Source organism: Vagococcus sp. WN89Y (assembly GCF_052220145.1).
Classification (GTDB): Bacteria; Pseudomonadota; Gammaproteobacteria; order Enterobacterales; family Enterobacteriaceae; genus Kosakonia.
Genome location: NZ_JBQPOM010000059.1, coordinates 13,348 through 38,691, shown reverse-complemented (window position 1 = coordinate 38,691; position 25,344 = coordinate 13,348). Strand labels below are relative to the sequence as shown.

The 25,344-nt window shown below is 55.2% G+C and carries 24 protein-coding genes; 15 read left to right on the top strand and 9 right to left on the bottom strand.

Annotation, left to right across the window (positions count from 1 at the left end):
* Positions 1–8 precede the first annotated feature (8 nt).
* Positions 9–2,294, bottom strand: coding sequence for an ATP-dependent Clp protease ATP-binding subunit ClpA (gene clpA / locus ACTU3N_RS16770; protein WP_443087260.1), 2,286 nt, complete (start codon positions 2,292–2,294; stop codon positions 9–11).
* Between the two features lie 29 nt (positions 2,295–2,323).
* Entirely contained in the window at positions 2,324–2,644 is a 321-nt protein-coding gene (gene clpS, locus ACTU3N_RS16765) for an ATP-dependent Clp protease adapter ClpS (RefSeq protein WP_443087259.1), read from the bottom strand.
* Positions 2,645–2,970: 326 nt separating this feature from the next.
* Here clpS and cspD point away from each other — a divergent pair, with 326 nt between their 5' ends.
* Positions 2,971–3,192: a cold shock-like protein CspD gene (cspD, locus tag ACTU3N_RS16760; protein ID WP_443087258.1), complete on the top strand. Its 222-nt coding sequence runs from the start codon at positions 2,971–2,973 to the stop codon at positions 3,190–3,192.
* 74 nt (positions 3,193–3,266) lie between these two features.
* Here the strand turns inward: cspD and macB are convergent, their stop codons facing one another.
* Together macB and macA are read right to left on the bottom strand one after the other, a co-directional pair.
* Positions 3,267–5,210, bottom strand: coding sequence for a macrolide ABC transporter ATP-binding protein/permease MacB (gene macB / locus ACTU3N_RS16755; protein ID WP_443087257.1), 1,944 nt, complete (start codon positions 5,208–5,210; stop codon positions 3,267–3,269).
* Positions 5,207–6,322 (bottom strand): macrolide transporter subunit MacA, encoded by a 1,116-nt coding sequence (gene macA, locus ACTU3N_RS16750; protein ID WP_443087256.1) that lies wholly within the window; start codon positions 6,320–6,322, stop codon positions 5,207–5,209. The genes macB and macA overlap by 4 nt, the downstream gene beginning before the upstream one ends.
* Before the next feature lie 161 nt (positions 6,323–6,483).
* On the opposite strand from macA, the gene ACTU3N_RS16745 reads away from it, so the two are divergent.
* Positions 6,484–7,440: a VirK/YbjX family protein gene (locus ACTU3N_RS16745; RefSeq protein ID WP_443087255.1), complete on the top strand. Its 957-nt coding sequence runs from the start codon at positions 6,484–6,486 to the stop codon at positions 7,438–7,440.
* Here ACTU3N_RS16745 and ACTU3N_RS16740 read toward each other — a convergent pair.
* A complete protein-coding gene (locus tag ACTU3N_RS16740; RefSeq protein WP_443087254.1) occupies positions 7,437–9,095 on the bottom strand; it encodes an ATP-dependent endonuclease in 1,659 nt (552 codons plus the stop codon). The genes ACTU3N_RS16745 and ACTU3N_RS16740 overlap by 4 nt on opposite strands.
* Before the next feature lie 349 nt (positions 9,096–9,444).
* On the opposite strand from ACTU3N_RS16740, the gene aqpZ reads away from it, so the two are divergent.
* The 4 genes from aqpZ (at position 9,445) to hcr (ending at position 13,945) form a co-directional block, all read left to right on the top strand.
* Positions 9,445–10,140 (top strand): aquaporin Z, encoded by a 696-nt coding sequence (gene aqpZ / locus ACTU3N_RS16735; protein ID WP_443087253.1) that lies wholly within the window; start codon positions 9,445–9,447, stop codon positions 10,138–10,140.
* A 131-nt stretch (positions 10,141–10,271) separates the two neighbouring features.
* Positions 10,272–11,171: a lysine exporter LysO family protein gene (locus ACTU3N_RS16730; RefSeq protein ID WP_443087252.1), complete on the top strand. Its 900-nt coding sequence runs from the start codon at positions 10,272–10,274 to the stop codon at positions 11,169–11,171.
* 142 nt (positions 11,172–11,313) lie between these two features.
* Positions 11,314–12,966 (top strand): hydroxylamine reductase, encoded by a 1,653-nt coding sequence (gene hcp, locus ACTU3N_RS16725; protein WP_443087251.1) that lies wholly within the window; start codon positions 11,314–11,316, stop codon positions 12,964–12,966.
* Positions 12,967–12,976: 10 nt separating this feature from the next.
* Positions 12,977–13,945, top strand: coding sequence for an NADH oxidoreductase (gene hcr, locus ACTU3N_RS16720; protein ID WP_443087250.1), 969 nt, complete (start codon positions 12,977–12,979; stop codon positions 13,943–13,945).
* A 39-nt stretch (positions 13,946–13,984) separates the two neighbouring features.
* On the opposite strand, the gene ACTU3N_RS16715 is transcribed toward hcr, so the two are convergent.
* Complete coding sequence (locus ACTU3N_RS16715) at positions 13,985–14,413, bottom strand: DoxX family protein (RefSeq protein WP_443087249.1); 429 nt, start codon at positions 14,411–14,413, stop codon at positions 13,985–13,987.
* A gap of 149 nt (positions 14,414–14,562) precedes the next feature.
* Here ACTU3N_RS16715 and poxB point away from each other — a divergent pair, with 149 nt between their 5' ends.
* From poxB to ACTU3N_RS16695, 4 genes are all read left to right on the top strand, one after another.
* Entirely contained in the window at positions 14,563–16,284 is a 1,722-nt protein-coding gene (gene poxB, locus ACTU3N_RS16710) for a ubiquinone-dependent pyruvate dehydrogenase (protein WP_443087248.1), read from the top strand.
* 37 nt (positions 16,285–16,321) lie between these two features.
* Positions 16,322–17,320 carry a low-specificity L-threonine aldolase gene (ltaE, locus tag ACTU3N_RS16705; protein WP_443087247.1) on the top strand — a complete coding sequence of 333 codons (999 nt, stop codon included), beginning with the start codon at positions 16,322–16,324 and terminating at the stop codon, positions 17,318–17,320.
* A gap of 10 nt (positions 17,321–17,330) precedes the next feature.
* Entirely contained in the window at positions 17,331–18,767 is a 1,437-nt protein-coding gene (locus ACTU3N_RS16700; protein WP_443087246.1) for a DUF2867 domain-containing protein, read from the top strand.
* Between the two features lie 93 nt (positions 18,768–18,860).
* Positions 18,861–19,874, top strand: a complete 1,014-nt coding sequence (locus tag ACTU3N_RS16695) for an NAD-dependent epimerase/dehydratase family protein (RefSeq protein WP_443087245.1) — start codon at positions 18,861–18,863, stop codon at positions 19,872–19,874.
* A gap of 5 nt (positions 19,875–19,879) precedes the next feature.
* Here ACTU3N_RS16695 and ACTU3N_RS16690 read toward each other — a convergent pair whose 3' ends face one another.
* Genes ACTU3N_RS16690 through ACTU3N_RS16680 form a run of 3 tightly spaced genes read right to left on the bottom strand, consistent with a single transcriptional unit; the run spans position 19,880 to position 21,608 of the window.
* The gene (locus ACTU3N_RS16690; protein ID WP_443087244.1) at positions 19,880–20,437 is read right to left on the bottom strand and encodes a WG repeat-containing protein; all 558 of its coding nucleotides are present in this window, start codon (positions 20,435–20,437) and stop codon (positions 19,880–19,882) included.
* 20 nt (positions 20,438–20,457) lie between these two features.
* Entirely contained in the window at positions 20,458–21,288 is an 831-nt protein-coding gene (locus ACTU3N_RS16685) for an N-acetylmuramoyl-L-alanine amidase (RefSeq protein ID WP_443087243.1), read from the bottom strand.
* Positions 21,288–21,608: a heavy metal-binding domain-containing protein gene (locus tag ACTU3N_RS16680; RefSeq protein WP_443087242.1), complete on the bottom strand. Its 321-nt coding sequence runs from the start codon at positions 21,606–21,608 to the stop codon at positions 21,288–21,290. The genes ACTU3N_RS16685 and ACTU3N_RS16680 overlap by 1 nt, the downstream gene beginning before the upstream one ends.
* A 102-nt stretch (positions 21,609–21,710) precedes the next feature.
* Between ACTU3N_RS16680 and ACTU3N_RS16675 the strand changes: the two genes are divergently transcribed.
* From ACTU3N_RS16675 to artM, 5 genes are all read left to right on the top strand, one after another.
* Positions 21,711–22,226, top strand: coding sequence for a lipoprotein (locus tag ACTU3N_RS16675; protein ID WP_443087241.1), 516 nt, complete (start codon positions 21,711–21,713; stop codon positions 22,224–22,226).
* A 209-nt stretch (positions 22,227–22,435) separates the two neighbouring features.
* Positions 22,436–23,164, top strand: a complete 729-nt coding sequence (gene artP, locus ACTU3N_RS16670) for an arginine ABC transporter ATP-binding protein ArtP (protein ID WP_443087240.1) — start codon at positions 22,436–22,438, stop codon at positions 23,162–23,164.
* 18 nt (positions 23,165–23,182) lie between these two features.
* Positions 23,183–23,914, top strand: coding sequence for an arginine ABC transporter substrate-binding protein ArtI (gene artI / locus ACTU3N_RS16665; RefSeq protein ID WP_443087239.1), 732 nt, complete (start codon positions 23,183–23,185; stop codon positions 23,912–23,914).
* A gap of 6 nt (positions 23,915–23,920) precedes the next feature.
* Positions 23,921–24,637 carry an arginine ABC transporter permease ArtQ gene (gene artQ, locus ACTU3N_RS16660; protein ID WP_443087238.1) on the top strand — a complete coding sequence of 239 codons (717 nt, stop codon included), beginning with the start codon at positions 23,921–23,923 and terminating at the stop codon, positions 24,635–24,637.
* A complete protein-coding gene (gene artM, locus ACTU3N_RS16655) occupies positions 24,637–25,305 on the top strand; it encodes an arginine ABC transporter permease ArtM (protein ID WP_443087237.1) in 669 nt (222 codons plus the stop codon). The genes artQ and artM overlap by 1 nt, the downstream gene beginning before the upstream one ends.
* Positions 25,306–25,344 lie beyond the last annotated feature (39 nt).

Genomic DNA, 25,344 nt, shown 5'->3' with positions numbered 1-25,344 from the left:
GGCAAAGATTAATGTGCAGCTTCCGGTTTGTGCTTTTGCGCACTTTGGAAATCATATTTCAGCTCATTTTTCTCTTTATCGAGCGTGACGGTCACCTGACCACCGTCTACCAGCGAACCAAACAGCAACTCGTTAGCCAGCGGTTTTTTCAGGTTGTCCTGGATGACGCGCGCCATCGGACGTGCGCCCATTGCCCGATCGTAACCTTTGTCTGCCAGCCAGTCGCGTGCTTCCTGACTGACTTCCAGCGACACGCCTTTCTGATCCAGCTGCACCTGTAGCTCGACGATAAACTTATCCACCACCTGATGAATAACGTCGCCAGACAGATGATCAAACCAGATAATATTATCCAGACGGTTGCGGAACTCCGGCGTAAAGATCTTCTTGATCTCTTCCATCGCATCCGTGCTGTTATCCTGATGGATAAGACCAATGGATTTGCGCTCGGTTTCCCGCACCCCGGCGTTGGTCGTCATCACCAGCACCACATTGCGGAAGTCTGCTTTGCGCCCATTGTTGTCGGTCAGCGTCCCGTTATCCATCACCTGCAACAGCAGGTTAAAGACATCCGGGTGCGCTTTTTCGATCTCATCAAGCAGCAGTACCGCGTGAGGATGCTTAATGACCGCATCGGTCAGCAAGCCGCCCTGGTCGAAGCCCACATATCCCGGAGGCGCGCCAATCAGACGGCTGACGGTGTGACGCTCCATATATTCAGACATATCGAAACGCAGCAGCTCAATACCCAGCGCTTTTGACAACTGAACCGTGACCTCGGTTTTCCCGACGCCAGTAGGACCGGCAAACAGGAAGGAACCAACCGGTTTATGATCCTGGCCCAGCCCGGCGCGGCTCATCTTAATCGCTTCGGTTAACGCCTCGATCGCTTTATCCTGGCCAAACACCAGCATTTTCAGACGATCGCCAAGGTTTTTCAGCGTATCGCGATCGCTTTGAGAAACACTCTTCTCAGGAATTCGCGCGATTCGCGCCACCACCGACTCGATATCCGCCACGTTAACGGTTTTCTTGCGCTTGCTAACCGGCATCAGGCGCGCACGGGCACCCGCTTCATCAATCACATCAATGGCTTTGTCCGGCAAATGGCGGTCGTTGATATATTTCACCGCTAATTCTACCGCCGCACGCACCGCTTTCGCCGTATAACGCACATCGTGATGCGCCTCATACTTCGGCTTCAGGCCATTGATTATCTGCACGGTTTCTTCAACGGAAGGTTCAGTGATATCAATTTTCTGGAAGCGACGCGCCAGCGCGCGATCTTTCTCAAAAATGTTGCTGAATTCCTGATAGGTCGTGGAACCCATCACCCGGATTTTACCGCTGGAGAGCAACGGTTTAATCAGGTTGGCAGCATCCACTTGCCCGCCGGAAGCGGCACCTGCGCCGATGATAGTATGGATCTCATCAATAAACAGAATGCTGTTGCTGTCCTGCTCAAGCTGTTTGAGCAGCGCTTTAAAACGTTTTTCGAAATCACCACGGTATTTGGTGCCTGCCAGCAGCGAGCCAATATCCAGCGAATAAATTGTGCAGTCGGCCATGATTTCCGGCACGTCGCCCTGCACAATCCGCCAGGCCAGCCCTTCGGCGATCGCGGTTTTCCCTACGCCCGACTCCCCCACCAACAGCGGGTTGTTTTTGCGCCGACGGCAGAGAACCTGAATGGCGCGCTCAAGCTCTTTACTACGCCCAATCAGCGGGTCTATTCCGCCAACGCGAGCAAGCTGGTTTAGGTTGGTGGTGAAGTTTTCCATACGTTCCTCCCCGCCTGCTTGCTCTTCGCTATTCGCCTGGCTGCTGCTACCTGCGTCAGAGGATGGCGATCCCGGCTCGTCTTTACGCGTGCCGTGAGAGATAAAGTTCACCACATCGAGGCGGCTCACTTCGTGTTTGCGCAACAGGTAAGCCGCTTGCGACTCCTGTTCGCTAAAAATGGCAACCAGCACATTGGCACCGGACACTTCACTGCGACCGGAAGACTGGACGTGAAACACCGCACGTTGTAGCACACGCTGGAAGCTGAGCGTCGGTTGTGTGTCGCGCTCTTCTTCACTCATGGGCAGAACGGGCGTGGTTTGTTCGATGAAGGCTTCGAGTTCTTGTCGCAGCGCCACCAGATCCACAGAGCATGCTTCCAGCGCTTCGCGGGCCGATGGGTTACTGAGCAGGGCCAGTAACAAGTGCTCGACGGTCATAAACTCATGTCGGTGCTCGCGCGCTCTGGCGAAAGCCATGTTTAAACTGAGTTCCAGTTCTTGATTGAGCATAGGCACCTCCCCAAGTTTTATGCCTGCATTCAGGCTCTTTCCAGCGTACACAGCAACGGATGCTCATTCTCCCGTGCATATTTGTTCACCAGAGCGACTTTCGTCTCTGCGACCTCTGCGGTAAATACCCCGCAAATGGCCTTGCCGTGATAGTGAACCGTGAGCATCAGTTGTGTTGCACGTTCTACATCATAAGAAAAGAACTTTTGTAGCACGTCAATAACAAATTCCATTGGCGTGTAATCATCGTTCATTAACATAACTTTATACATAGATGGCGGTTTTAGCGCATCACGCACTTTATCTTCCGCCAACTGGTCAAAATCCAGCCAGTGATTGCTCTTACCCATCGTTGCGTTTCATCTTAGGTTACAGGTTCCGGCGTTGGTTAATCGGCCGATTACATGAATCCAGATGTATTTTTAATCTACATCAGATGTCAGATAACTATCATCTATCATTGCTATTCGCGACGGCAGTCACATTCTTTGCAATAGCGTTAACTGCTTCAAAATTTTGATGCGCCGCCTCCCAGAACCCTTGTCAAACGCTTGACGCGTTATTCGATTTATCTAAATTGTACAGTCGTGAGTTGGCGAGGTTTTGAACAAACCCCACACTCTACCACCGGTTCATTCCATCTTACTTAAATAAGATTTACGAAGGATGTCGAAGCATGGAAACGGGTACTGTTAAGTGGTTCAACAATGCCAAAGGGTTCGGTTTTATCTGCCCTGAAGGCGGCGGCGAAGATATCTTCGCGCATTATTCCACCATTCAAATGGATGGTTACAGAACGCTAAAAGCCGGGCAGACTGTCCGGTTTGATGTACACCAGGGCCCGAAGGGCAATCATGCAAGCGTCATCGTGCCCGTTGAAGCGGAAGCCGTGGCCTGACGCCTCTTATTTCATTGTGTACATACCTCGGATAAAATGCCAGCCGAATCTCGGTTGGCATTTTCTTATTCTGGCTATTCCCGCGCCAGTGCATCGACCGGATCCAGCCGTGCGGCATTACGCGCTGGCAACCAGCCAAACAGCACACCGGTAAACGTGGAGCACAAAAACGCGGTAAACAGCGCCACCGGTGAAAAACCGATCTCCCAGCCGGGTAAGAACAGCTGAAGCGTAAACGCAATCAGCATCGACAGCGTCACACCGAGCGCGCCGCCCACCAGGCAAACAAATACCGCTTCAATCAGAAACTGCGACAGGACATCGCCTGCGCGGGCGCCGACCGCCATCCTGATACCAATCTCACGGGTACGCTCCGTCACCGATACCAGCATGATATTCATCACGCCAATGCCTCCGACCAGCAAGGAGATCACTGCCACCAGCGTCAGGAACAGCTGTAAAGTACGTGTGGTCTTTTCCGCCGTTTTCAAGAGCCCGTCCATATTCCAGACGAAGAAATCTTTTTTGCCATGCCGTAAATTCATCAAACGGGTGAGCTGCTGTTCGGCCTGCTCGCTGCTGTAGCCGTCCTTCACACGAACGGTGATAGAGTTCAGCCACGACTGCCCCATAATGCGCCCGGAAATCGTGGTATAAGGCAGCCAGACGCGCAAAATTTTGCTGCTGCCAAACATCGATTGCTTCTCTTCGGCCACGCCAATAACCGTTGCGGGCATATTCCCCACCAGAATCACTTTACCGACGACCTTTGCCTCGCCCGGAAAGAGCTGGCGACGCGTGTTGCTGTCCAGTACCACAACCTGCGCGCGACCATTTTGCTGCTCGTTATTAAATGACGTCCCTTCACTGAAGGTCATACCATAAACGTTAAAGTACTGCCCGTTCACCCCGTTGGCGCTGGCGGCCACGTCAATATTGCCGTAGCGCAGCCGCAAATTTTGCGACACCGATGGCGTGGCGGAGAGCACCCAGGGCTGCTTCTGGATAGCCAGCAGATCGTCATACTTCAGCGCTTGCTGATACTGCGGATCGTCATCACCAAAATCTTTGCCGGGATACACATCAATCGTGTTGGTGCCGATTGAACGGATATCCGCCAGCACCAGCTGTTTCGCGGCATCGCCCACCACCACAATCGACACCACCGAGGCGATACCGATAATAATGCCGAGCATGGTTAATAGCGTGCGCATCTTGTTAGCGGCCATTGCTCGCCAGGCCATATTTAGCGCTTCGTGAAAACGGCTGACAAATTGCCGCCAGCCACCGGCCTGCCCGACGACCGCATCATGGTTCGCCGCCGCCGCGCCTTCTTTTGCCGGAGGGTTAGTAATCAGCTCGCCATCGCGTATCTCGATCACCCGCTCGGCCTGCGCGGCGACCTGCGGATCGTGGGTCACAATGATCACCGTATGCCCGCGATCGCGCAGCTGATGAAGGATAGCCATCACCTCTTCACCCGACCGGCTGTCCAGCGCGCCGGTCGGTTCGTCCGCAAGGATAACCTGACCGCCATTCATCAGCGCGCGGGCGATACTGACGCGCTGCTGCTGCCCGCCGGAGAGTTGCGAAGGCTGGTAATCTGCCCGATCGCCCAGGCCCAGGCGTTCCAGTAATTCTTTGGCGCGCGCCAGCCGCGCCTTGCGCTCCGTACCGGCGTAGACCGCCGGGACTTCAACGTTTTGCGCAGCCGTGAGATGCAAGAGCAAATGATAGCGCTGGAAAATAAAACCAAAATGCTCGCGACGCAGCTGCGCCAGCGCATCGCTACCCAGCGTGGAGACATCGACGCCCGCCACACGGTAGATCCCGCTGGTGGGCTTATCAAGGCAGCCAATAATATTCATCAGCGTGGATTTACCGGAGCCGGAAGCGCCAACAATCGCCACCATTTCGCCCGCATTAATGCGCAGCGTGATGCCTTTTAGCACCTCGACCTGCACTTCCCCGGACGGATAGCTGCGACGAATCTCTTTCAGTTCCAGCAGCGCCGTCATTTCGCCGCTCCGTCACGCATTTCTCCCGTCACCACCTCATCGCCAGCCTCTAAGCCTTTGGTTATCACCACATCCGTATCGTTGCGCGCGCCCAGCACAACTTCGCGCTCGCGTACTTCTCCGTTGCGCAGTAATTTTACTTTGTAACGGTTATCACCCACCGGCTCTCCCAGCGCGGCCAGCGGAATGGTCAGCACATTTTTCATGCCGGTCAGCTGGATATGCACTTGCGCGGTCATCTCCAGGCGCAATACCCCTTGCGGATTGGGCACCTCGAAGCGCGCATGGTAGAAAATGGCATCGTTCACTTTCTCAGGCGTGGGCAGAATATCTTTCAGCACGCCCTCGTAACGCGTACCCGGATCGCCAAGCACGGTAAACCACGCTTTTTGACCCGGTTTAAGATGGATGATGTCCGCTTCTGATACCTGCGCTTTCACTAACATCGTGCTCATGTCGGCAAGCGTCAGAATATTTGGCGCTTGTTGCGCGGCAATCACCGTCTGCCCCTGCAAGGTGGTGATTTGCGTCACTTCACCGGCCATCGGCGCGACAATACGCGTGTACTCCAGGTTGGCTTTGGCCGTATCCAGCGTCGCCTGATTGCGCTTGATTTGCGCCTCGATAGTGCCAGCCTGCGCCTCTTTAACCGCAAGCTCGGTGACCGCGGTATCCAGATCCTGACGTGAGATAAGGTTTCGCGCCACCAGCTGTTGCTGGCGGGACAGCGTAACCTGCGCCAGCTTTAGCTCGGCCAGCGCCTGACGCCGCTGCGCCCGCAGTTCCATCAGCGTCGCTTCTACTTCTTTGATCTGGTTTTCGGCCTGTTCAGGATCGATAACCCCAAGCAACTGATCTTTTTTAACCTTGTCGCCAATATTCACCGACAGGGTTTTCAACTGCCCGCTGACCTGAGCGCCCACATCCACTTTACGCAACGCATCCAGTTTTCCGGTTGCCAGCACGCTCTGCTGAAGTTCGCCAGAGCGCACTATTAACGTCTGATACTGCACGACCGGCGCCGTTAATTTTCCCCATAGCCAAAACGCTGCCAGTAACACGCACACTGCCAGCGCAATCATTAAAGTCCTGCGTTTTCCCTTCGGTTTCATAAATTTTCCAGCGAGTTGTCCGCGCGTTGCATCGATGACCGATTTTAACCAAACAAAAGCTCAACGAAACCCTCTCAGACGATTCTCTCCATTTTTCATTGATTCAGAGTTAAGGATCCGCCTGCTGAAATAGTCCTTTCTTTTCACGAACGGATTTTACTATGTCGAGAATTACCGATGTTACGTGTCCTGATTCATCATTGCCTGTATCCGGCTGGCAACTTTTTCGTGCGTTAACGTCGGGCAAGCTGACGCCGGGTTGGGTCTGGGAAAACCCGGCATACCGTCGCCGCTTTCTGATACGCTCGCTCGCCATGCCCTTTTCCACCTTTAATTATTTACGCCTGCTCGCCCGCCAGCCGCTCTACCCGCAATTACTGCATATCCAGCCTGGCCTGCCGTGCCGGGTGCACCGCCCCTGGCTCTCCACCGTCATGAATCAAAAGCAGACCGCCGAATCCATTTTCTGGCACTATGAAAATATGCTTCGTTTGCTGCCTGCAAAACTTGCTAATGGTTATTTCAGCAGAACCGGAACCGTTCTTGCCGTCCTGGCGGGTAAAGATGAGAGCCTCTTTTCGCTGACGCTGCGCGCCGATGAGGGACTGGACAGAGAGGGCGAAGCCACGCTGCTGCTCTGCAATGCACAGCATAATACGCTGGCGAAAGTCACCTTTGCCCTCTGCCACTACGCGGGCAAAAACACGCTCTATATCGGCGGCCTGCAAGGGCCGAAAGCGAACGTCCCGCACGAGGTTATCCAGAGCGCGACCAAAGCCTGCCACGGGCTTTTTCCTAAACGTCTGCTGCTTGAAAGCCTGATGACGCTGGCTGAATTTCTCGACGTCGAGGCTGTCCGTGCGGTCAGTAACGAAACCCATATTTATCGCAGCTTACGTTACCGCAAGAAAAAGAAAGAAAAATTACTGGCAGATTATAACTGCTTTTGGGAATCATTAGGTGCCATTGCCAGCGACAATGGCGACTATATTCTGCCGCATGCCATCGCGCGAAAACCGATGGCGGAGATAGCCAGTAAAAAGCGCGCCGAATACCGCCGCCGCTATGTGCTCCTGGACAGCCTGCGCGCGCAAATCGAAAACCATTTTCACGCTTAATCCGCTCTCCCGCGCGCCAGCCACAGTACGCGGGAAAACATCTTACGCAGCAACGGCGGCACGGACTCTGTGCCGCGTCTACCCGCCTCCATCGCCACTTCTATCGCCAGGTCTGGTTTGGAGGAGCGATGAATGGCTTTGATAATGACCCGGCGCATATTCATACGCACATTTTCAGGGATTTGCGCCACCCGGTGATAGACCCCGGCGAACCCTTCGCGATACATAAAATGTTCCATATCCAGCGCCGGGAGTTCGGTCAGATGATCGCGAACGCTATCGCTTTCATTATTCAGCAGGCTGCGCACGGTGGCGGCATATTTTTTCCCGGCTTCGTCGCCATCCACCAGCACATGCCACTCGATCCCCATACGGCGGGCGAATTTCACCAGGGGTTTAAGCCCCGACTGGGCAAATTCAATCACCTTCACCCCTTCGGCATCAAAATGGTGGCCGCACTGGCGAGCAAGTTCGTTAATCACCCAGGTTTCGGTCTCGCCTTCCACCAGCAACCAGCAGCGGGCAAACAGCGAAGAAGGGCGATTAAAGCGGATATGAAAAGCAATGCGCCGCGCATCTTCTGCATTCAGACCGCCGGGGCCAAGCCGCCACGCCGCCACCCGTGATGACTCGCGGACCAGGCGGCAAACGTGCTCTACCGGCGTTAGTGACAGCAGCTCGCCAGAATTCGTGGTGGTGATTTGTTGCAACGGCAGCAGGTTCAACAGCTGCCAGGCCACCGAAAGCATAATGGGATGCAGCCGGGTTTCCGGGTCTTCAACCAGCAGCAGCGGGCGCGCGTCTCTGTCGAGATGCACGCTGCCTTTTGCTTTGAGCAAGGTGGCGAAAAAGCCCAGCAGGATCACCCGGTACATGCGCCCGCCGGGTTTATCAATCATACGGTTAATAATATCGAGATAGCGCCAGCTACGTTGCTCATCCTGGGAGCGACGCCGCATCAACCGTTGATGCGATGCGCCCCCGCTCTGCTCGGCGAAATAGTGCTCAAGCAGTTGAACCATTGCCGACAAACCGTGGCGAATTTGCCCGTCGGAGAGATTCTGCGGGCGCGAGACCAGTTCCTGGGCCAGGAAATCAAGCTGGCGGGCGGTGCTTTCAAGCTCAGGCAACGCAGGCACTGAACCGTCGCGGATACGGCGCATAAAACGCGCGTCGCGCAGGCGAAGTACCGGCATCAGGCGTATCAGATGGCGGGCGATATCATCGACCGACGGCAGCGCCAGGGGATGCCCTTGCGCATCCAGAAAGCTGCGCAACGTCATCACGCTGCCATCCTCCGATAGCTCCCCTTCATGGCGGTAAAATAACCGCCGGTGGCCGTCATCTCCCGCCACCCAGCAATCGGCAAGCGGGCGGTAGCGCCGCATACGATAACGCCCCGGTTCCGTTTCACGAAAGGTCAGGATAATGTGCAAATGGCGCTCGCGCCCGTTGAGGTCGCCTGGCGGAAACCAGAAATCATCATGCACAAAATGGTAAAGCTCGGTTTGCGCAGAGAGCAGTAGCGTTAGCGCATCCAGCAGGCTCGATTTCCCCCAGGCATTTTCACCGATAAGCACATTGGTGTGCTCAAGCATCAGCGATAAACGATTTATGCCGCGAAAACCGACAATCTCCACGCGTTCCAGAATCATTTTTCCTCCGGCATCTCTGGGCTTTTCCATCTATCCTTAGAAAAGTATAGCCGGATGAAAAGCGGCAAAAAATATGCTAAGTGCAAAATTTTCCTGAAAATTATTCCCGTCAACACCAAAAGTGATAACCCGATGCATTGGTTAGCACATCGCCTGACCTTGTCGTAAATATAAAAATAAAACACCGATACAAAGCAAGATGTTGCAAATAATATCTGTCTGAAAATCAAACTATGAGTGACTTTAACTGGCTAAATCATCGTGATGGTTTTTAAATATCTGCGCATTTCAGCAGGTATTTTCACTCACGGAATGGGCTTGCGCCCGCTGAAATTATATCGAGGTAGCTATGTTGAGAAAATTAGCGGCGGAATGTTTTGGTACATTCTGGCTGGTATTTGGTGGCTGTGGTAGCGCGGTACTGGCCGCGGCATTTCCGCAAACAGGGATTGGTTTTGCCGGAGTGGCGCTGGCATTTGGTTTAACGGTACTGACCATGGCATTTGCTGTGGGGCATATTTCCGGCGGCCATTTTAATCCGGCGGTTACGCTTGGACTGTGGGCCGGTGGCCGTTTTGCTGGTAAAGATATTGCTGGTTATATCATTGCGCAATTAGTGGGTGGAATAATTGCCGCTGGCGTGCTGTATATTATTGCCAGTGGTAAAAGCGATTTTGATGTCATGGCCAGTGGATTCGCGGCGAACGGCTATGGCGAGCACTCTCCTGGCCATTATTCCATGACCTCAGCGATTGTCGTCGAATTAGTATTGAGCTGCGGTTTCTTGTTGGTTATTCACGGCGCGACAGATAAATTCGCCGCCGCCGGTTTTGCCCCTATTGCTATCGGCCTTGCCCTGACGCTTATTCACCTGATTAGTATTCCTGTCACGAATACGTCTGTTAACCCGGCGCGCAGTACGGCAGTGGCTATTTTCCAGGGAAGCTGGGCGCTGGAACAATTATGGCTTTTCTGGGTGGTTCCTGTCGTTGGCGGTATCCTCGGCGGTATTCTTTATCGCACTTTACTGGAAAGGCGTATCTGAACACGCCGAAAGACCCGGTAATAAAACGGGTCTTTTTTATTTGTTACCCTGAATTTTCATCGCTTTACTCAATACCTGCCTTTCGGTAGTGTGATGCCGGATGTTTTTATTTCGCAAGGATTGGACTGTTCATGCTCTCAGGACTGTTAATTATTCTGCTGCCGTTGATTACCGGCTACCTTATTCCCCTGCATCACCGCAACACCCTCACGCTTATTAATAAATTATTGAGCTGGATTGTTTATGTGATCCTGTTTTTTATGGGGATAAGCCTCGCCTTCCTGGATAATCTCAGCGCAAATTTGCTGTCAATTTTGCACTATTCCACTGTGAGCGTGGTGGTCATTTTGCTGTGCAATGTGCTCGCACTGCTGTGGCTGGAGCGCAGCATGCCGTGGCGGCATCAGCACCAGCAGGAAAAACTGCCTTCGCGTATTGCTATGGCGCTCGAATCCCTGCGCCTGTGCGGTGTGGTACTGCTGGGTTTTGTGCTGGGTCTGAGCGGGCTGGATTTTTTGCAACATGCGACCGAAGCCAGCGAATACACGCTGATTTTCCTGCTGTTGCTGGTAGGTATTCAGCTACGCAATAGCGGGATGACCCTCAGGCAGATTGTGCTTAACCGGCGCGGTATGATAATTGCGGTCGTGGTGGCGCTAAGTTCGCTGGCAGGCGGCGCGATTAATGCTTTGCTGCTCGGCTTGCCGTTGAAAACCGGGCTGGCAATGGCCTCCGGCTTTGGCTGGTACTCTCTGTCAGGCATTTTGCTGACCGAAGCCTATGGCCCGGTGATTGGCAGTGCGACCTTCTTTAACGACCTCGCACGCGAACTCATCGCTATCATGCTTATCCCGGGCCTGGTGCGCCGCAGCCGTTCAACTGCGCTGGGCTTGTGTGGCGCAACGTCGATGGATTTTACCCTGCCGGTGCTGCAACGCACAGGCGGTGTTGAGCTAGTGCCTGCGGCTATTGTTCATGGCTTTATGCTAAGTCTGCTGGTACCTGTCCTGATGGCGTTTTTCACCGCCTGATACCCCTTTGGCGGTAGGCTTCTGCCGCCAAAATTGCGCTAAATCAATCTCCCGCTAAGTAGCCTGTAAAAGCACTTTCAAGCCCTCCCACACCAGCATAATCTTAAACATGTATTTTAAATATAACTTTAAAGGTGCAACCATGTTTTGTGTGCAATGTGAACAAACCATCAGAACCCCGGCGGGGAATGGCTGTGCGTACGCGCAGGGGATGTGCGGGAAAACCGCCGAAACGTCCGACCTTCAGGATTTGCTGATTGCTGCGTTACAGGGGCTTTCAGCCTGGGCCTGCAAAGCGCGCGAGTACGATATTATCGATCACGCGGTGGATAGCTTCGCGCCCCGCGCGTTTTTCTCCACGCTGACGAACGTTAACTTTGACTCGGTGCGTATCGTCGGTTACGCCCGTGAAGCCATAGAGAAGCGCGAAGCGCTGAAAGCGCTCTGCCTGACCATTGATGCAAACTGCCGCGTCGAGAACCCAATGGCCGAGCTGCAACTGGTGAGTGACGACCTCGGCGAGCTACAGTGCCAGGCGGCAGAATTCACCCCGAACAAAGACAAGGCAGCCATCGGTGAAAATATTCTCGGCCTGCGCCTGCTGTGCCTGTATGGTCTGAAAGGCGCTGCCGCCTATATGGAACACGCGCACGTGCTGGGCCAGTACGATAACGCGATTTATGCCAGCTATCATAAAATCATGGCGTGGCTGGGTACCTGGCCTGCGGATATGAATGCGCTGCTTGAGTGCGCGATGGAAATCGGCCAGATGAATTTCAGCGTCATGCGTATCCTTGATGCCGGTGAAACCAGCGCCTACGGTCACCCTACGCCGACCCAGGTCAACGTTAAAGCCGTCGCCGGGAAATGCATTCTTATCTCCGGACATGATTTAAAAGATCTCCACAACCTGCTGCAACAAACCGAAGGCACCGGCGTCAATGTCTATACCCACGGTGAAATGCTGCCCGCGCACGGCTACCCGGAGCTGCGCAAATATAAACACCTGGTCGGGAACTACGGCAGCGGCTGGCAAAACCAGCAGGTTGAGTTTGCCCGCTTCCCCGGCCCCATCGTGATGACCTCTAACTGTATTATCGATCCTACCGTCGGGTCTTACGATGACCGGATCTGGACGCGCAGCATCGTCGGCTGGCCGGGCGTTAACCACCTGGACGATGACGATTTCACGCCGGTTATCCGCCAGGCGCAACAGATGTCCGGCTTCCCGTACAGTGAAATTGAGCACCTGATTACCGTTGGATTTGGCCGCCAGACGCTGCTTGGCGCGGTCGATACGATTATCGATCTGGTCAGCCGTGAAAAACTGCGCCATGTGTTCCTTGTTGGCGGTTGCGACGGGGCGCGCACCGAGCGCAGCTATTTCACCGATTTTGCCACCCAGGTGCCGGACGACTGCCTGATCCTGACGCTCGCCTGCGGCAAGTACCGCTTTAACAAACTCGATTTCGGTAACATCGAAGGGCTGCCGCGTCTGGTTGATGCCGGTCAGTGTAACGATGCCTACTCGGCCATTATTCTTGCGGTCACGCTGGCGGAAAAACTGGGCTGCGGCGTAAACGACCTCCCGCTGTCGCTGGTGCTCTCCTGGTTTGAGCAAAAAGCTATCGTTATTCTGCTGACGCTGCTTTCGCTGGGCGTAACCAATATCGTTACCGGGCCGACCGCGCCAGGCTTCCTGACGCCGGATTTACTGGCGGTACTGAACGAGAAGTTTGGCCTGCGCCAGGTCACTACCGTTGAACAGGATATGCAGCAGTTGCTGAGTGCATAAGGAGCCAATCATGACGATGCCTACCCCTCAGTGTCCGTGGCGTATGCAGGTTCACCACATCCGGCAGGAGACGCCGGATGTCTGGACGCTGTCACTGTTATGCCACGATTTTTACCCTTACCGCGCCGGGCAGTATGCGCTGGTCAGTATTCGTAACAGCGCCGAAACGCTGCGCGCCTACACCCTCTCCTCGACGCCTGGCGTCAGTGAATACATTACCCTGACTATCCGTCGCCTCAACGAGGGAGTCGGCTCCGGCTGGCTGACGCAGGAGGTCAAACGCGGTGATTACCTCTGGCTTTCCGATGCCCAGGGCGAATTTACCTGTGATAGCGAACCCAACGATAAGTTCTTACTGCTGGCGGCAGGCTGCGGCGTGACGCCGATTATGTCGATGCGCCGCTGGCTGGCGAAATACCGCCCGCAGGCGGATGTGCAGGTTATCTTTAACGTGCGTTCACCGCAGGATGTGATTTTTGCCGATGAGTGGCGCAACTACCCGGTGACGCTGGTGGCGGAAAACAACGCCTCAGCAGGCTTCGCATCCGGTCGCCTGACGCGCGAAATGCTACAAAACGTGCCGCAGCTTTCGCAGCGCACGGTGATGACCTGTGGCCCGGCACCCTATATGGAGTGGGTGGAAAAAGAGGTGAAAGCGCTGGGCGTGACGCGCTTCTTTAAAGAAAAATTCTTCACCCCGGTCGCCAAAGCCGCAACCGACGGGCTGAAATTCACGCGTTTTTCAACGCAAAAAAGTTTCTATGCGCCGGTGGGCACCACGCTGCTCGACGCGCTGGAAAGTAACAAAGAGCCGGTGAACGCCGCCTGCCGCGCCGGGGTTTGCGGCTGCTGTAAAACGCAGGTGATCGCCGGGGAGTATACGGTCAGCAGCACCATGACGCTGACGGAGCAAGAGATTGCCGATGGCTATGTGCTGGCCTGCTCATGCCATCCGCAGGGGGATTTAGTACTGGCCTGAGTAAAATAACGCCCTTGCATAACGAAGGGCGTTATTGCTTCACTTCCAGGCTGGTGCCAGAGAGTAACGGCCCGCGCCAATAAACGCAACCGCCAGACCGCCGAGGAAGAAGTAAACAATGCTTTCAATCGCCCAGGCACCCGTCACATCCAGCGCCCCCGTTTTGCCAACGCCAACCATCAGCCACGCTACCACCATGGTGAAAGCCAGAACCAGCGCTGCCGGGCGCGTCAGAATACCGATGACTATCAACACCGGCGCCAGCACTTCGCCCACCAGCACGCCGTAAGCGATAAAGCCAGGCAATCCTTTCGCCGCCAGCATACCGGCAATGCCTCCCACACCATCGATAAGCTTGTGTACGCCGTGGAATAGCATCAACCCGCCCACCGCTAAACGCAGCAGCAGCTTGCCGAAATCCTCATGAGAGCACACATCATTAACTTTATTTAACAATGTTTTAACCATTTGAAATGATTCCTGTTTTTATTTGCGGTCTTCAGACTATTCCTATCGGCTGATTAAATAAACCCCTGTTTCAGATAAGAGCAGCATATTTCTCAGCAGCACAGCAAGCTTTGTCTAAGCTTGTAAGCAAGATCACAAAAAGGAGCCTGATGATGAAACAAACAGTGGCCGCATATATTGCCAAAACCCTGGAACAGGCAGGCGTAAAACGCATTTGGGGTGTCACAGGGGATTCCCTCAACGGGCTGAGCGACAGCCTGAACCGTATGGGCACGATTGACTGGATGTCCACGCGCCATGAAGAGGTCGCCGCTTTTGCAGCAGGTGCCGAAGCGCAGCTCACCGGCGAGCTGGCGGTGTGCGCCGGGTCCTGTGGGCCGGGCAACCTGCATCTGATTAATGGTCTGTTTGACTGCTACCGCAACCGTGTTCCGGTGCTGGCGATTGCCGCTCATATTCCCTCCAGCGAAATCGGCAGCGGCTATTTCCAGGAAACCCATCCTGAAGAGCTGTTTCGCGAATGCAGCCATTATTGCGAGCTGGTTTCCTCCCCGGAGCAAATCCCGCAGGTGCTGGCTATCGCCATGCGTAAAGCCGTGTTAAATAAAGGCGTGTCGGTCATAGTACTGCCAGGCGACGTTGCGCTGAAACCGGCGCCCGAAGGGGCCAGCAGCCACTGGTATCACGCCCCGGAACCGGTCGTCGTGCCCGCCGAAGAGGAGCTGAAAAAACTGGCGCAGTTGCTGCGCTATTCAAGCAACATTGCGCTGATGTGCGGCAGCGGATGCGCGGGCGCGCACAAAGAGTTGCTGGACTTTGCCGGGAAGCTTAAAGCGCCAGTGGTTCATGCTCTGCGCGGTAAAGAGCATGTGGAGTATGACAACCCCTTCGATGTGGGCATGACCGGTTTGATTGGTTTTTCGTCAGGTTTTCACACCATGATGAATGCCGACACCTTAATACTGCTCGGCACGCAATTCCCCTATCGCGCGTTTTACCCCACGGATGCCAAAATCATCCAGATTGATATCAACCCTGGCAGCATCGGCGCGCACAGCAAAGTCGATATGGCGCTGGTGGGTGATATTAAACACACGCTGGCGGCACTGCTCCCGTTGCTGGAGGAAAAAACCGACCGCCGTTTTCTTGATAAAGCGCTGGATGATTACCGCGAAGCCCGCAAAGGCCTGGATGACCTGGCAAAACCGAGCGAAAAAGCAGTTCATCCACAATATCTTGCGCAGCAAATCAGCCATTTTGCCGCCGATGACGCGATTTTCACCTGCGATGTCGGGACGCCCACCGTCTGGGCGGCGCGCTATCTGAAAATGAACGGCAAACGCCGCCTGCTTGGCTCGTTTAACCACGGCTCGATGGCAAACGCCATGCCGCAGGCGCTGGGCGCGCAGGCCACTTACCCGGACAGGCAGGTGGTCGCGATGTGCGGTGACGGCGGCTTCAGCATGCTGATGGGGGATTTCCTCTCGGTTGCGCAGATGAAGCTGCCGCTAAAAATCGTGGTGTTTAATAACAGCGTGCTTGGCTTTGTGGCGATGGAGATGAAAGCGGGTGGCTATTTAACCGACGGCACGGAGCTGCACGATACCAACTTCGCGCGTATCGCCGAAGCGTGCGGCATTACAGGTATTCGCGTGGAAAAATCAGCGGATGTGGATGAAGCGCTGCAACGCGCGTTCTCTATCGACGGCCCGGTGCTGGTGGATGTTACCGTTGCCAAAGAGGAGCTGGCGATCCCACCGCAAATTAAGCTCGAGCAGGCGAAAGGTTTTAGCCTCTACATGCTGCGCGCCATTATTAGCGGGCGCGGCGACGAGGTACTGGAACTGGCGAAAACGAACTGGCTCAGGTAAAACAGAAGGCATTATCCATTTATTTTCAGGAAATGCCGTGATTGATTTACGCAGTGATACCGTCACCCGCCCGGGGCGCGCGATGCTTGAGGCAATGATCGCCGCGCCGGTCGGGGACGATGTGTACGGGGATGACCCGACCGTCAATGAACTTCAGCGTTATATCGCTGAGCTGAGCGGCAAAGAGGCCGCGCTGTTTTTACCCACCGGCACCCAGGCCAACCTGGTGGCCCTGCTCACCCACTGCGGGCGCGGCGAGGAGTACATTGCAGGCCAGGGCGCGCACAACTACCTGTATGAAGCGGGCGGCGCAGCGGTGCTGGGCAGCATCCAGCCGCAGCCGATAGACGCGGCGGCCGACGGCACGCTACCGCTGGATAAAGTGGCGCAAAAAATCAAGCCTGACGATATCCATTTTGCCCGCACCAGGCTGCTGAGTCTGGAAAACACGCACAACGGTAAAGTGCTGCCGCGCGAATACCTGCAACAGGCGTGGGAATTCACCCGTGAGCACGGGCTGGCTTTGCATGTTGACGGCGCACGTATTTTTAACGCGCTGGTGGAATATGGCGGCGAACTGCGTGATATTGCCCGCTATTGCGACTCCTTCACCGTCTGTTTATCCAAAGGGCTGGGCGCGCCGGTTGGCTCGCTTCTGGTCGGCGATAGCGCGTATATTGCCCGCGCTAACCGCTGGCGCAAAATGGCCGGAGGCGGTATGCGCCAGGCGGGAGTGCTTGCGGCGGCTGGCCTCTATGCGCTGAAAAATAACGTCATGCGTTTACGTGACGATCATGAAAACGCCGCGTGGCTGGCGCAAAAGCTGCGCGAAGCCGGTGCGGATATGCTGCGCCAGGATACGAATATGCTGTTTATTCGCGTGGGGGAACAGGCAAGCGAGCTGGGCGAGTTTATGCGCGCGCGCGACGTACTGATAAATGCTTCGCCGATCGTGCGTCTGGTGACACATCTGGATGTGAGTCGCCAGCAACTGGAGACAGTCATTAATCACTGGCAGGCTTTTTTACAGCGTTAAGGAGAAGGACGTGGCGCAGCGGATTGTGGTGCTGGGTGCCAGCGGGTATATCGGGCAGCGGCTCGTCGAGGCATTAAGCCAGCAAGGCCATCAGGTCAAAGCGGTGGCGCGGCGGCTCTCCCGCTTAGAAAAACAGCAGTTGCCGGGGGTAAGCTGCCATTCGGTTGATCTCTACTGGCCTGCCGCGCTGCCGGCGCTGTTTGCCGGTGCCGATACGCTCTACTTTCTGGTGCACAGTATGGGCGAGAGCGGTGATTTTGTTGCCCATGAGCGCCAGATAGCCCTCAATGTGCGCGATGCGCTACGCGAAGCGCCGGTGAGGCAGGTTATCTTTCTAAGCTCCTTGCAGGCAAAAGAGACGACCGACTCCGATCATCTGCTGGCGCGGCAATACACCGGCTCTTTGCTGCGATCCTCAGGCGTGCCGGTCACCGAGCTTCGCGCTGGCATTATTGTTGGCGCAGGTTCGGCGGCCTTTGAAGTGATGCGCGATATGGTCTTCAATTTACCGGTACTGACGCCGCCGCGCTGGGTGCGCTCCCGCACCACGCCTATCGCGCTGAGCAATTTAATGCACTACCTGCTTGCGCTTTTGCATCACCCCGCGCAGGCGCATCGCGTGTTTGAAGCCGCCGGGCCGGAAGTGCTGAGCTATCAGCAGCAGTTTATCCGTTTTATGCAGGTCAGCGGCGTGCACCGCCCTTTGCTGCCTGTCCCGCTGCCTACCCGGTTTATCTCAGTCTGGTTTTTACATCTCATCACCTCGGTGCCGCCGGGCATCGCCAAAGCGCTTATCCAGGGGCTAAAGCACGATCTGTTGGCTGACGATCGCACGCTGCGCCGCCTGATCCCACAAACGCTAATCACGTTTGATGATGCGGTGCGCCAGACGCTGGAAGAGGAGCAGAAGCTGGTGAACTCCGCCGACTGGGGCTATGACCCGCAGGCGTTCTCGCGCTGGCGGCCGCAATACGGTTATTACCCTAAGCAGGCGGGTTATACGGTGAAAACCACCGCCAGCCTGAGCGCGTTGTGGGAAGTGGTGAACCAAATTGGCGGCAAAGAGCGCTACTTTTTCGGCAACCTGTTATGGCAAACCCGCGCGGCGCTGGATGTGCTGGCAGGTCATCGCTTAGCGCGCGGTCGCCCTGAGCGGCCATTTCTGCAAGTCGGTGATACGGTGGACAGCTGGAAAGTGATCATCGTCGAGCCGGAACAGCAGCTCGCGTTGCTGTTTGGCATGAAAGCGCCAGGGCTTGGCCGCCTGAGCTTTACCTTAACGGATAAAGGCAGCCACCGGTTACTGGATGTGCGCGCCTGGTGGCACCCTCACGGTATGCCCGGCCTTTTTTACTGGCTTTTAATGTTCCCCGCGCATCTGTTTATTTTTCGCGGCATGGCGCAGCGCATTGCGCGTCTGGCGGAGCAAAACAGTGAAAAAATCTGACTTTAACCCGCTTTCTTTACCCTAACCCATTGCATAGCGTCGTTATTCACGAAAGAATGCGCCAGATAACCGTTCTCAACATAGTGGAATAATATGAAGGTACTGGTCACGGGCGCAACCAGCGGTTTAGGCCGAAACGCGGTCGAATATTTGCGCCTGAAAGGCATCAGTGTCAGGGCGACCGGGCGCAATGAAGCCATGGGCAAGCTGCTTACCAAACTGGGTGCAGAGTTTGTGCATGCGGATCTGACCGAGCTGGTTTCGTCGCAGGCAAAAGTGATGCTTGCTGGCGTTGATACGTTGTGGCACTGCTCCAGCTTCACCTCACCCTGGGGAACTCAGGAGGCGTTCGACCTGGCCAATGTGCGCGCCACCCGCCGCCTCGGTGAGTGGGCCGTTGCCTGGGGCGTGCGTAACTTTATTCATATCTCCTCCCCTTCACTCTATTTCGATTACCACCATCACCGGGATATCAACGAGGATTTTCGCCCGTCGCGCTTCGCTAACGAGTTTGCGCGCAGCAAAGCCGCCAGTGAACAGGTGATTGATTTTCTGGCGCAGGCGAACCCCAACACCCGCTTTACGATTTTGCGCCCGCAGAGTCTGTTTGGCCCGCACGATAAAGTGTTTATCCCGCGTCTGGCGCAGATGATGCAGCACTACCGCAGCGTACTTTTACCGCGCGGCGGTAATGCGCTGGTGGATATGACCTACTATGAAAATGCCGTGCACGCGATGTGGCTGGCAAGCCAGGAGCTGTGCGATAGCCTGCCGTCCGGGCGGGCGTACAACATCACCAACGGCGAGCCGCGCCCCCTGCGCACTATCGTGCAGAAATTAATTGATGAGCTGAATATCCACTGCCGTATCCGCTCGGTGCCTTACGCCATGCTGGATATGGTGGCGCGCAGCATGGAGCATTTTGGCGACAAACGGGCGAAAGAGCCTTCTTTCACCCACTATGGCGTATCGAAACTCAATTTTGACTTTACGCTGGATATCACCCGGGCGCAGCAGGAGCTGGGGTATACGCCCATCGTGACGCTGGATGAAGGCATTCGACGCACGGCGTTCTGGTTAAAAGATCACGGCAAGCTGCATCGCTGAGCGCCTTAAAACGGCGCGGAGGCAGCCTCTGTCACCCGTTTACCGCTCTTATCAATGTAGAACCACTCGCCGCCCCTGAGCGCGACATGCTCGCCGTCGCGCTGGGGTTTGCAGCCGTTGCACACCAGCGCTCTGCCCTCTTCAAACTGCGAGGCGTAGTCGAACTGTGGCGGGATACGGTTGCGAAAAGTGTCGTCCCAATACCCCACCTTACCCTGCTGGCGCGAACGCACCAGCCCTTCAACAAACCAGTCCGGCCCGTTGTCATAGTGGAGGACAGAGAGATAATGCCCGCTATTGAGCACGTAAAAATCCGCGTCCGGCAGCCCGGCCTCGCGGGCATAATCATATAAACCGACCCACGACATGCCTTCTACGCTGGCGGTTTTTTTAAACAGTTCCGGCAAAAACACCAGCTTCTCCCCCTGCTTTTCAACGCAGCGGGGCAGTTTTTCAACCGCGTCGGTTTGTTTGTCCCAGTATGAGCAAGGGTATACCGGGTCGGGCGCAGCGTGCGCAGCAAACGCTGCCACCAGCAGTGCCCCGGTGAATATGCGAACCATGTCAGCCTCGTGATATCAGGTCAGTTCGCCTGACCATATTTTTCCAGTAATGCCTCGGCAATGGCGAGACTTTCGGCATCAGCGATGCCGTTCCATAGCGCCGGGCGAAAGTGCATCTGAAACGCCATGATGACCCGCTTTTGTTGCGCAGGCGTCATCTGCGGTTTCACGTCATAACCATAACGTGCCAGCAAATCCAGCAGTGAGGCCGTGTCCACCGCCTCGTAAGGCGAGCGTCCGTTCAGGTAAAAGGCGACCCGCTGTGCATCCGGCCACGCGCCGATCCCTTGCGCGGCCAGCGCCTGCCAGGGAAACAGCGGCCCCGGATCGTCCTTACGCTGCGGCGCGATATCTGCATGCGCCACCACGTTCTGCGGGCTGATGTTGTAACGCGTGATAATATCTTTTACCAGAGGAATCAATGCATTAATTTGCGCAGGCGCAAAAGAGGCGAATTGTTTCCCTGCTGGCGTGTGCTGCCAGCCGCGATTTTCCAGCTCGATACCAATAGAGGTATCGTTAATACGTGTCGCGCCGCGCCAGAAACTCGCGCCCGCATGCCAGGCCAGCGCCTGCTCCGGCACCAGTTGTAAAATGCGCGGCTTACCGCGATGCAGCGGCGGATTTTGCGCAATCAGATAATGCGCGCTGACCTGCCTGCCGGTAAGGGTAGCCAGCGAAACGTCAAAATCATCCGCCGTGTAGTGCAGCACCAGCACTTTGATACGCGGCCAGGCCTCGTGCGCCGGGTGGCGGGTATCCAGCTCATACGCGCCTTTATCGATTATCCCTTTCTCCCCGGTGCAGCCTGCGAGCAGCAGCGCCAGCAACAGCAATCCATACTTTTTCATTAGCGTGTTTTCACCGCGGTACCGCTGACGCATACCATCAGCATGCTGCCATCTTTGCCCACGGTTTCATAATCAATATCAATACCCACGACCGCATTCGCCCCAAGCGCGCCGGCTTTTTCACCTATCGCCTGGAATGCAATTTCCCGCGCTTTGCGCAGCTCTTTTTCATACGCGCCGGAACGCCCGCCCACGATGTCGCGGATCCCGGCAAAAAAATCGCGAAAAATATTCGCGCCGAGAATGGCTTCCCCGGTCACGACGCCGCAGTACTTGACAATGGGTTGTCCTTCGAGCGTCGGTGTTGTAGAAAATTGCATAGTCTTCTCCTGATGAGCATCAACGGTTTACCCGCCCCATTATGGGATCAATACACTATTCTTTAAAAGTAGTTACATCTGATGAGAAATAAGGAAATCACTATGCGCTATTCAGTTTTGACATTTGTAATGCCGTGCGCCTTGCTGTTAAGCGCCTGTACGACCGTTTCTCCCGCGTTTAAAGATATCGGTACCCGTTCCGGCCCTTGCGTGGAAGGCGGGCCTGATACCGTCGCGCAAAAATTTTATGACTACCGTATCGCCAACCCAAACAGTGACTTCACCGCCCTGCGCCCGTGGCTGAGCGATGATTTAGCCAAAATGTTAACCGCCGCCAGCCGCGATACGCGTAATGCCACGCTGTTGAAAGCCGATCCGTTCTCCAGCCGAAGCGTCGCGCCGCAGGAGGCAAACGTCGCCAGCGCGTCCCGCATCCCGAACACCGATGCCCGCAACATCCCCTTGCGCGTCACGCTCAGTAGCGGCAATCAGAGCTGGCAGGATGAAGTGTTAATGATCCGCGAAGGCCAGTGCTGGGCGGTGGATGATGTGCGCTATCTCGGCGGTACGGTGCACGCACCGGCAGGTACCCTGCGCCAGTCGGTTGAACATCGCTAATCGTTTCAGCGCTTAATCGATAACCCCCATAAATTGTCCGGCGTTCTTTGCAGAATGCCGACAATTATGCCTGGTTCCCTTGCGCTTCGGCATTTTGTGCTAACTTTATGTAGTAAAGTGGTTTCTTTTTAAGTTTTAACGCACTAATATTGCATAACTATTCTGCCAACGTTACTATTTGCGGCCTCAATTGCTACCAGATTGCTTCGATGAGTATTAAATTAAACGGCATCAACTGCTTTTACGGCGCTCACCAGGCGCTGTTCGACATTACGCTGGATTGCCCGCAGGGCGAGACCCTGGTACTGCTCGGCCCAAGCGGCGCGGGTAAAAGTTCGCTATTGCGCGTGCTTAACCTGCTGGAAATGCCCCGCTCCGGCCAGCTCAGCATTGCAGGCAATCATTTCGATTTTGCAAAACCCCCGTCTGATAAAGCGATCCGTGAATTGCGTCAGAACGTGGGTATGGTGTTCCAGCAATATAATCTCTGGCCACACCTCACCGTGCAGCAGAACCTGATTGAAGCCCCGTGCCGCGTGCTGGGGCTTAGCAAAGATCAGGCGCTGGCGCGCTCGGAGAAACTGCTTGAGCGTTTGCGCCTCAAACCGTACAGCGATCGCTATCCGCTGCACCTGTCCGGTGGGCAGCAGCAGCGCGTGGCTATCGCCCGTGCGCTGATGATGGAGCCGCAGGTTCTGCTGTTTGACGAGCCAACCGCCGCACTCGACCCGGAAATTACCGCACAGATTGTCAGCATCATTCGTGAACTGGCGGGCACCGGTATTACGCAAGTTATCGTGACCCACGAAGTGGAAGTGGCGCGCAAGACGGCCAGTCGCGTGGTGTATATGGAAAACGGTCACATTGTTGAGCAAGGGGATGCGAGCTGCTTTGCCGCGCCGCAAACCGACGCGTTTAAATACTACCTATCTCACTGAAGACCAGGAATAATGACAATGAAAAAAGTACTGATTGCCGCGCTACTTGCAAGCGTCAGCCTTAGCGCTACAGCAGCCCAGACCATCCGTTTCGCCACCGAAGCGAGCTATCCTCCGTTTGAATCGACCGACGCGAACAACAACATCGTCGGTTTTGATGTCGATCTGGCTAACGCCTTGTGTAAAGAAATTGACGCGACCTGCACATTTACTAACCAGTCTTTCGATAGCCTGATCCCAAGCCTGAAGTTTCGCCGTGTTGAGGCGGTGATGGCCGGGATGGATATCACGCCGGAACGTGAAAAACAGGTGCTGTTCACCAACGCCTATTATGATAACTCCGCGCTGTTTATTGGTCAGCAGGGCAAATACACCAGCGTTGATCAGCTGAAAGGCAAAAAAGTGGGCGTGCAGAACGGTACCACCCACCAGAAATTCATTAACGATAAGCACCCGGAAATCACCACCGTGCCTTACGACAGCTATCAGAACGCGCGTCTGGATCTGCAAAATGGCCGTATTGATGCCGTGTTTGGCGATACCGCTGTAGTAACCGAGTGGCTGCAAGCCAACCCGAAACTGGCCGCTGTGGGCGATAAAGTGACGGATAAAGACTACTTCGGCACCGGTCTTGGCATCGCGGTACGCCAGGGCAATACCGAGCTGCAACAGAAGTTCAATGCAGCGCTGGAGAAAGTGAAGAAAGATGGGACTTACGAAACCATCTATAACAAATGGTTCCAGAAGTAATACTTAATGAATGAATTGTTTCCTTTAGCAAGCGCCGCCGGGATGACCGTCGGCCTTGCCGTTTGTGCGCTGATCGCAGGCCTTGCGCTGGCAATGATCTTTGCAGTCTGGGAATCGGTGAAATGGCGGCCGGTGGCATGGGTTGGCACCGCGCTGGTCACGCTTTTGCGTGGCTTGCCGGAAATTCTCGTGGTGCTGTTTATCTATTTTGGCTCCTCCCAGCTGCTGCTGATCCTTTCTGATGGCTTCACCATTAACCTGGGCATTGTGCAGATCCCGGTACAGATGGAGATTGAAAATTTCGACGTCAGCCCGTTCCTGTGCGGTGTTATCGCGCTCTCCTTGCTGTATGCGGCCTACGCCTCGCAAACGCTGCGCGGTGCACTGAAAGCCGTGCCCGATGGGCAGCGTGAATCAGGCCAGGCGCTGGGGCTGTCGAAAAGCGCTATCTTCTTTCGCCTGGTGATGCCGCAAATGTGGCGCCATGCGCTGCCAGGGCTGGGTAACCAGTGGCTGGTGTTGTTAAAAGATACCGCGCTGGTGTCGCTTATCAGCGTGAACGATTTGATGTTGCAGACCAAAAGCATTGCCACCCGTACCCAGGAACCTTTTACCTGGTACATTGTGGCTGCGGCGATTTACCTGGTAATTACACTGTTCAGTCAGTGGATCCTCAAGCGCATTGACCTGCGTGCGACGCGTTTTGAACGGAGGCCGGACTGATGCTTGAGTATTTACCGGAGCTGTTCAAAGGCCTGCATACCAGCCTGACGCTGACCGTCGCCTCACTGGTGGTGGCGCTTATCTTAGCGCTGCTCTTTACCGTCATCCTGACGCTAAAAACGCCGGTGCTGTCGCTGATTGTCCGTGGCTACATTACGCTCTTTACCGGTACGCCGCTGCTGGTACAGATTTTCCTTATCTATTATGGACCGGGGCAATTTCCGGGTTTGCAGGACTACCCGGTACTCTGGCATCTGCTGTCGGAGCCCTGGCTGTGTGCGCTCATTGCGCTGTCGCTTAACAGCGCGGCCTACACCACCCTGCTGTTTTACGGTGCTATCCGCGCTATCCCGGATGGCCAGTGGCAGTCCTGTCACGCCCTGGGAATGAGCAAGAAAGACACGCTGGCGATTTTGCTGCCTTATGCATTCAAACGCGCCCTGTCATCCTATTCCAACGAAGTGGTGCTGGTGTTCAAAAGTACCTCGCTGGCCTATACCATTACATTGATGGAAGTAATGGGTTACAGCCAGTTGATGTACGGTCGCACTTACGATGTGGCGGTGTTTGGCGCCGCAGGACTGATTTACCTGGTGGTGAATGGCCTGTTAACGCTAATGATGCGCCTGATCGAACGGAAAGCGCTGGCTTTTGAACGCCGCAACTGATTTGCATAACTAACAAACCCAAAGGCGAGTAATCTCTTA

What these genes read in the sequence shown, in the direction of transcription:
- clpA (WP_443087260.1), bottom strand. Translation starts at nt 2,294, where the DNA reads ATGCTCAATCAAGAACTGGAACTCAGTTTAAACATGGCTTTCGCCAGA.
- clpS (WP_443087259.1), bottom strand. Translation starts at nt 2,644, where the DNA reads ATGGGTAAGAGCAATCACTGGCTGGATTTTGACCAGTTGGCGGAAGAT.
- cspD (WP_443087258.1), top strand. Translation starts at nt 2,971, where the DNA reads ATGGAAACGGGTACTGTTAAGTGGTTCAACAATGCCAAAGGGTTCGGT.
- macB (WP_443087257.1), bottom strand. Translation starts at nt 5,210, where the DNA reads ATGACGGCGCTGCTGGAACTGAAAGAGATTCGTCGCAGCTATCCGTCC.
- macA (WP_443087256.1), bottom strand. Translation starts at nt 6,322, where the DNA reads ATGAAACCGAAGGGAAAACGCAGGACTTTAATGATTGCGCTGGCAGTG.
- ACTU3N_RS16745 (WP_443087255.1), top strand. Translation starts at nt 6,484, where the DNA reads ATGTCGAGAATTACCGATGTTACGTGTCCTGATTCATCATTGCCTGTA.
- ACTU3N_RS16740 (WP_443087254.1), bottom strand. Translation starts at nt 9,095, where the DNA reads ATGATTCTGGAACGCGTGGAGATTGTCGGTTTTCGCGGCATAAATCGT.
- aqpZ (WP_443087253.1), top strand. Translation starts at nt 9,445, where the DNA reads ATGTTGAGAAAATTAGCGGCGGAATGTTTTGGTACATTCTGGCTGGTA.
- ACTU3N_RS16730 (WP_443087252.1), top strand. Translation starts at nt 10,272, where the DNA reads ATGCTCTCAGGACTGTTAATTATTCTGCTGCCGTTGATTACCGGCTAC.
- hcp (WP_443087251.1), top strand. Translation starts at nt 11,314, where the DNA reads ATGTTTTGTGTGCAATGTGAACAAACCATCAGAACCCCGGCGGGGAAT.
- hcr (WP_443087250.1), top strand. Translation starts at nt 12,977, where the DNA reads ATGACGATGCCTACCCCTCAGTGTCCGTGGCGTATGCAGGTTCACCAC.
- ACTU3N_RS16715 (WP_443087249.1), bottom strand. Translation starts at nt 14,413, where the DNA reads ATGGTTAAAACATTGTTAAATAAAGTTAATGATGTGTGCTCTCATGAG.
- poxB (WP_443087248.1), top strand. Translation starts at nt 14,563, where the DNA reads ATGATGAAACAAACAGTGGCCGCATATATTGCCAAAACCCTGGAACAG.
- ACTU3N_RS16695 (WP_443087245.1), top strand. Translation starts at nt 18,861, where the DNA reads ATGAAGGTACTGGTCACGGGCGCAACCAGCGGTTTAGGCCGAAACGCG.
- ACTU3N_RS16690 (WP_443087244.1), bottom strand. Translation starts at nt 20,437, where the DNA reads ATGGTTCGCATATTCACCGGGGCACTGCTGGTGGCAGCGTTTGCTGCG.
- ACTU3N_RS16685 (WP_443087243.1), bottom strand. Translation starts at nt 21,288, where the DNA reads ATGAAAAAGTATGGATTGCTGTTGCTGGCGCTGCTGCTCGCAGGCTGC.
- ACTU3N_RS16680 (WP_443087242.1), bottom strand. Translation starts at nt 21,608, where the DNA reads ATGCAATTTTCTACAACACCGACGCTCGAAGGACAACCCATTGTCAAG.
- ACTU3N_RS16675 (WP_443087241.1), top strand. Translation starts at nt 21,711, where the DNA reads ATGCGCTATTCAGTTTTGACATTTGTAATGCCGTGCGCCTTGCTGTTA.
- artP (WP_443087240.1), top strand. Translation starts at nt 22,436, where the DNA reads ATGAGTATTAAATTAAACGGCATCAACTGCTTTTACGGCGCTCACCAG.
- artI (WP_443087239.1), top strand. Translation starts at nt 23,183, where the DNA reads ATGAAAAAAGTACTGATTGCCGCGCTACTTGCAAGCGTCAGCCTTAGC.
- artQ (WP_443087238.1), top strand. Translation starts at nt 23,921, where the DNA reads ATGAATGAATTGTTTCCTTTAGCAAGCGCCGCCGGGATGACCGTCGGC.
- artM (WP_443087237.1), top strand. Translation starts at nt 24,637, where the DNA reads ATGCTTGAGTATTTACCGGAGCTGTTCAAAGGCCTGCATACCAGCCTG.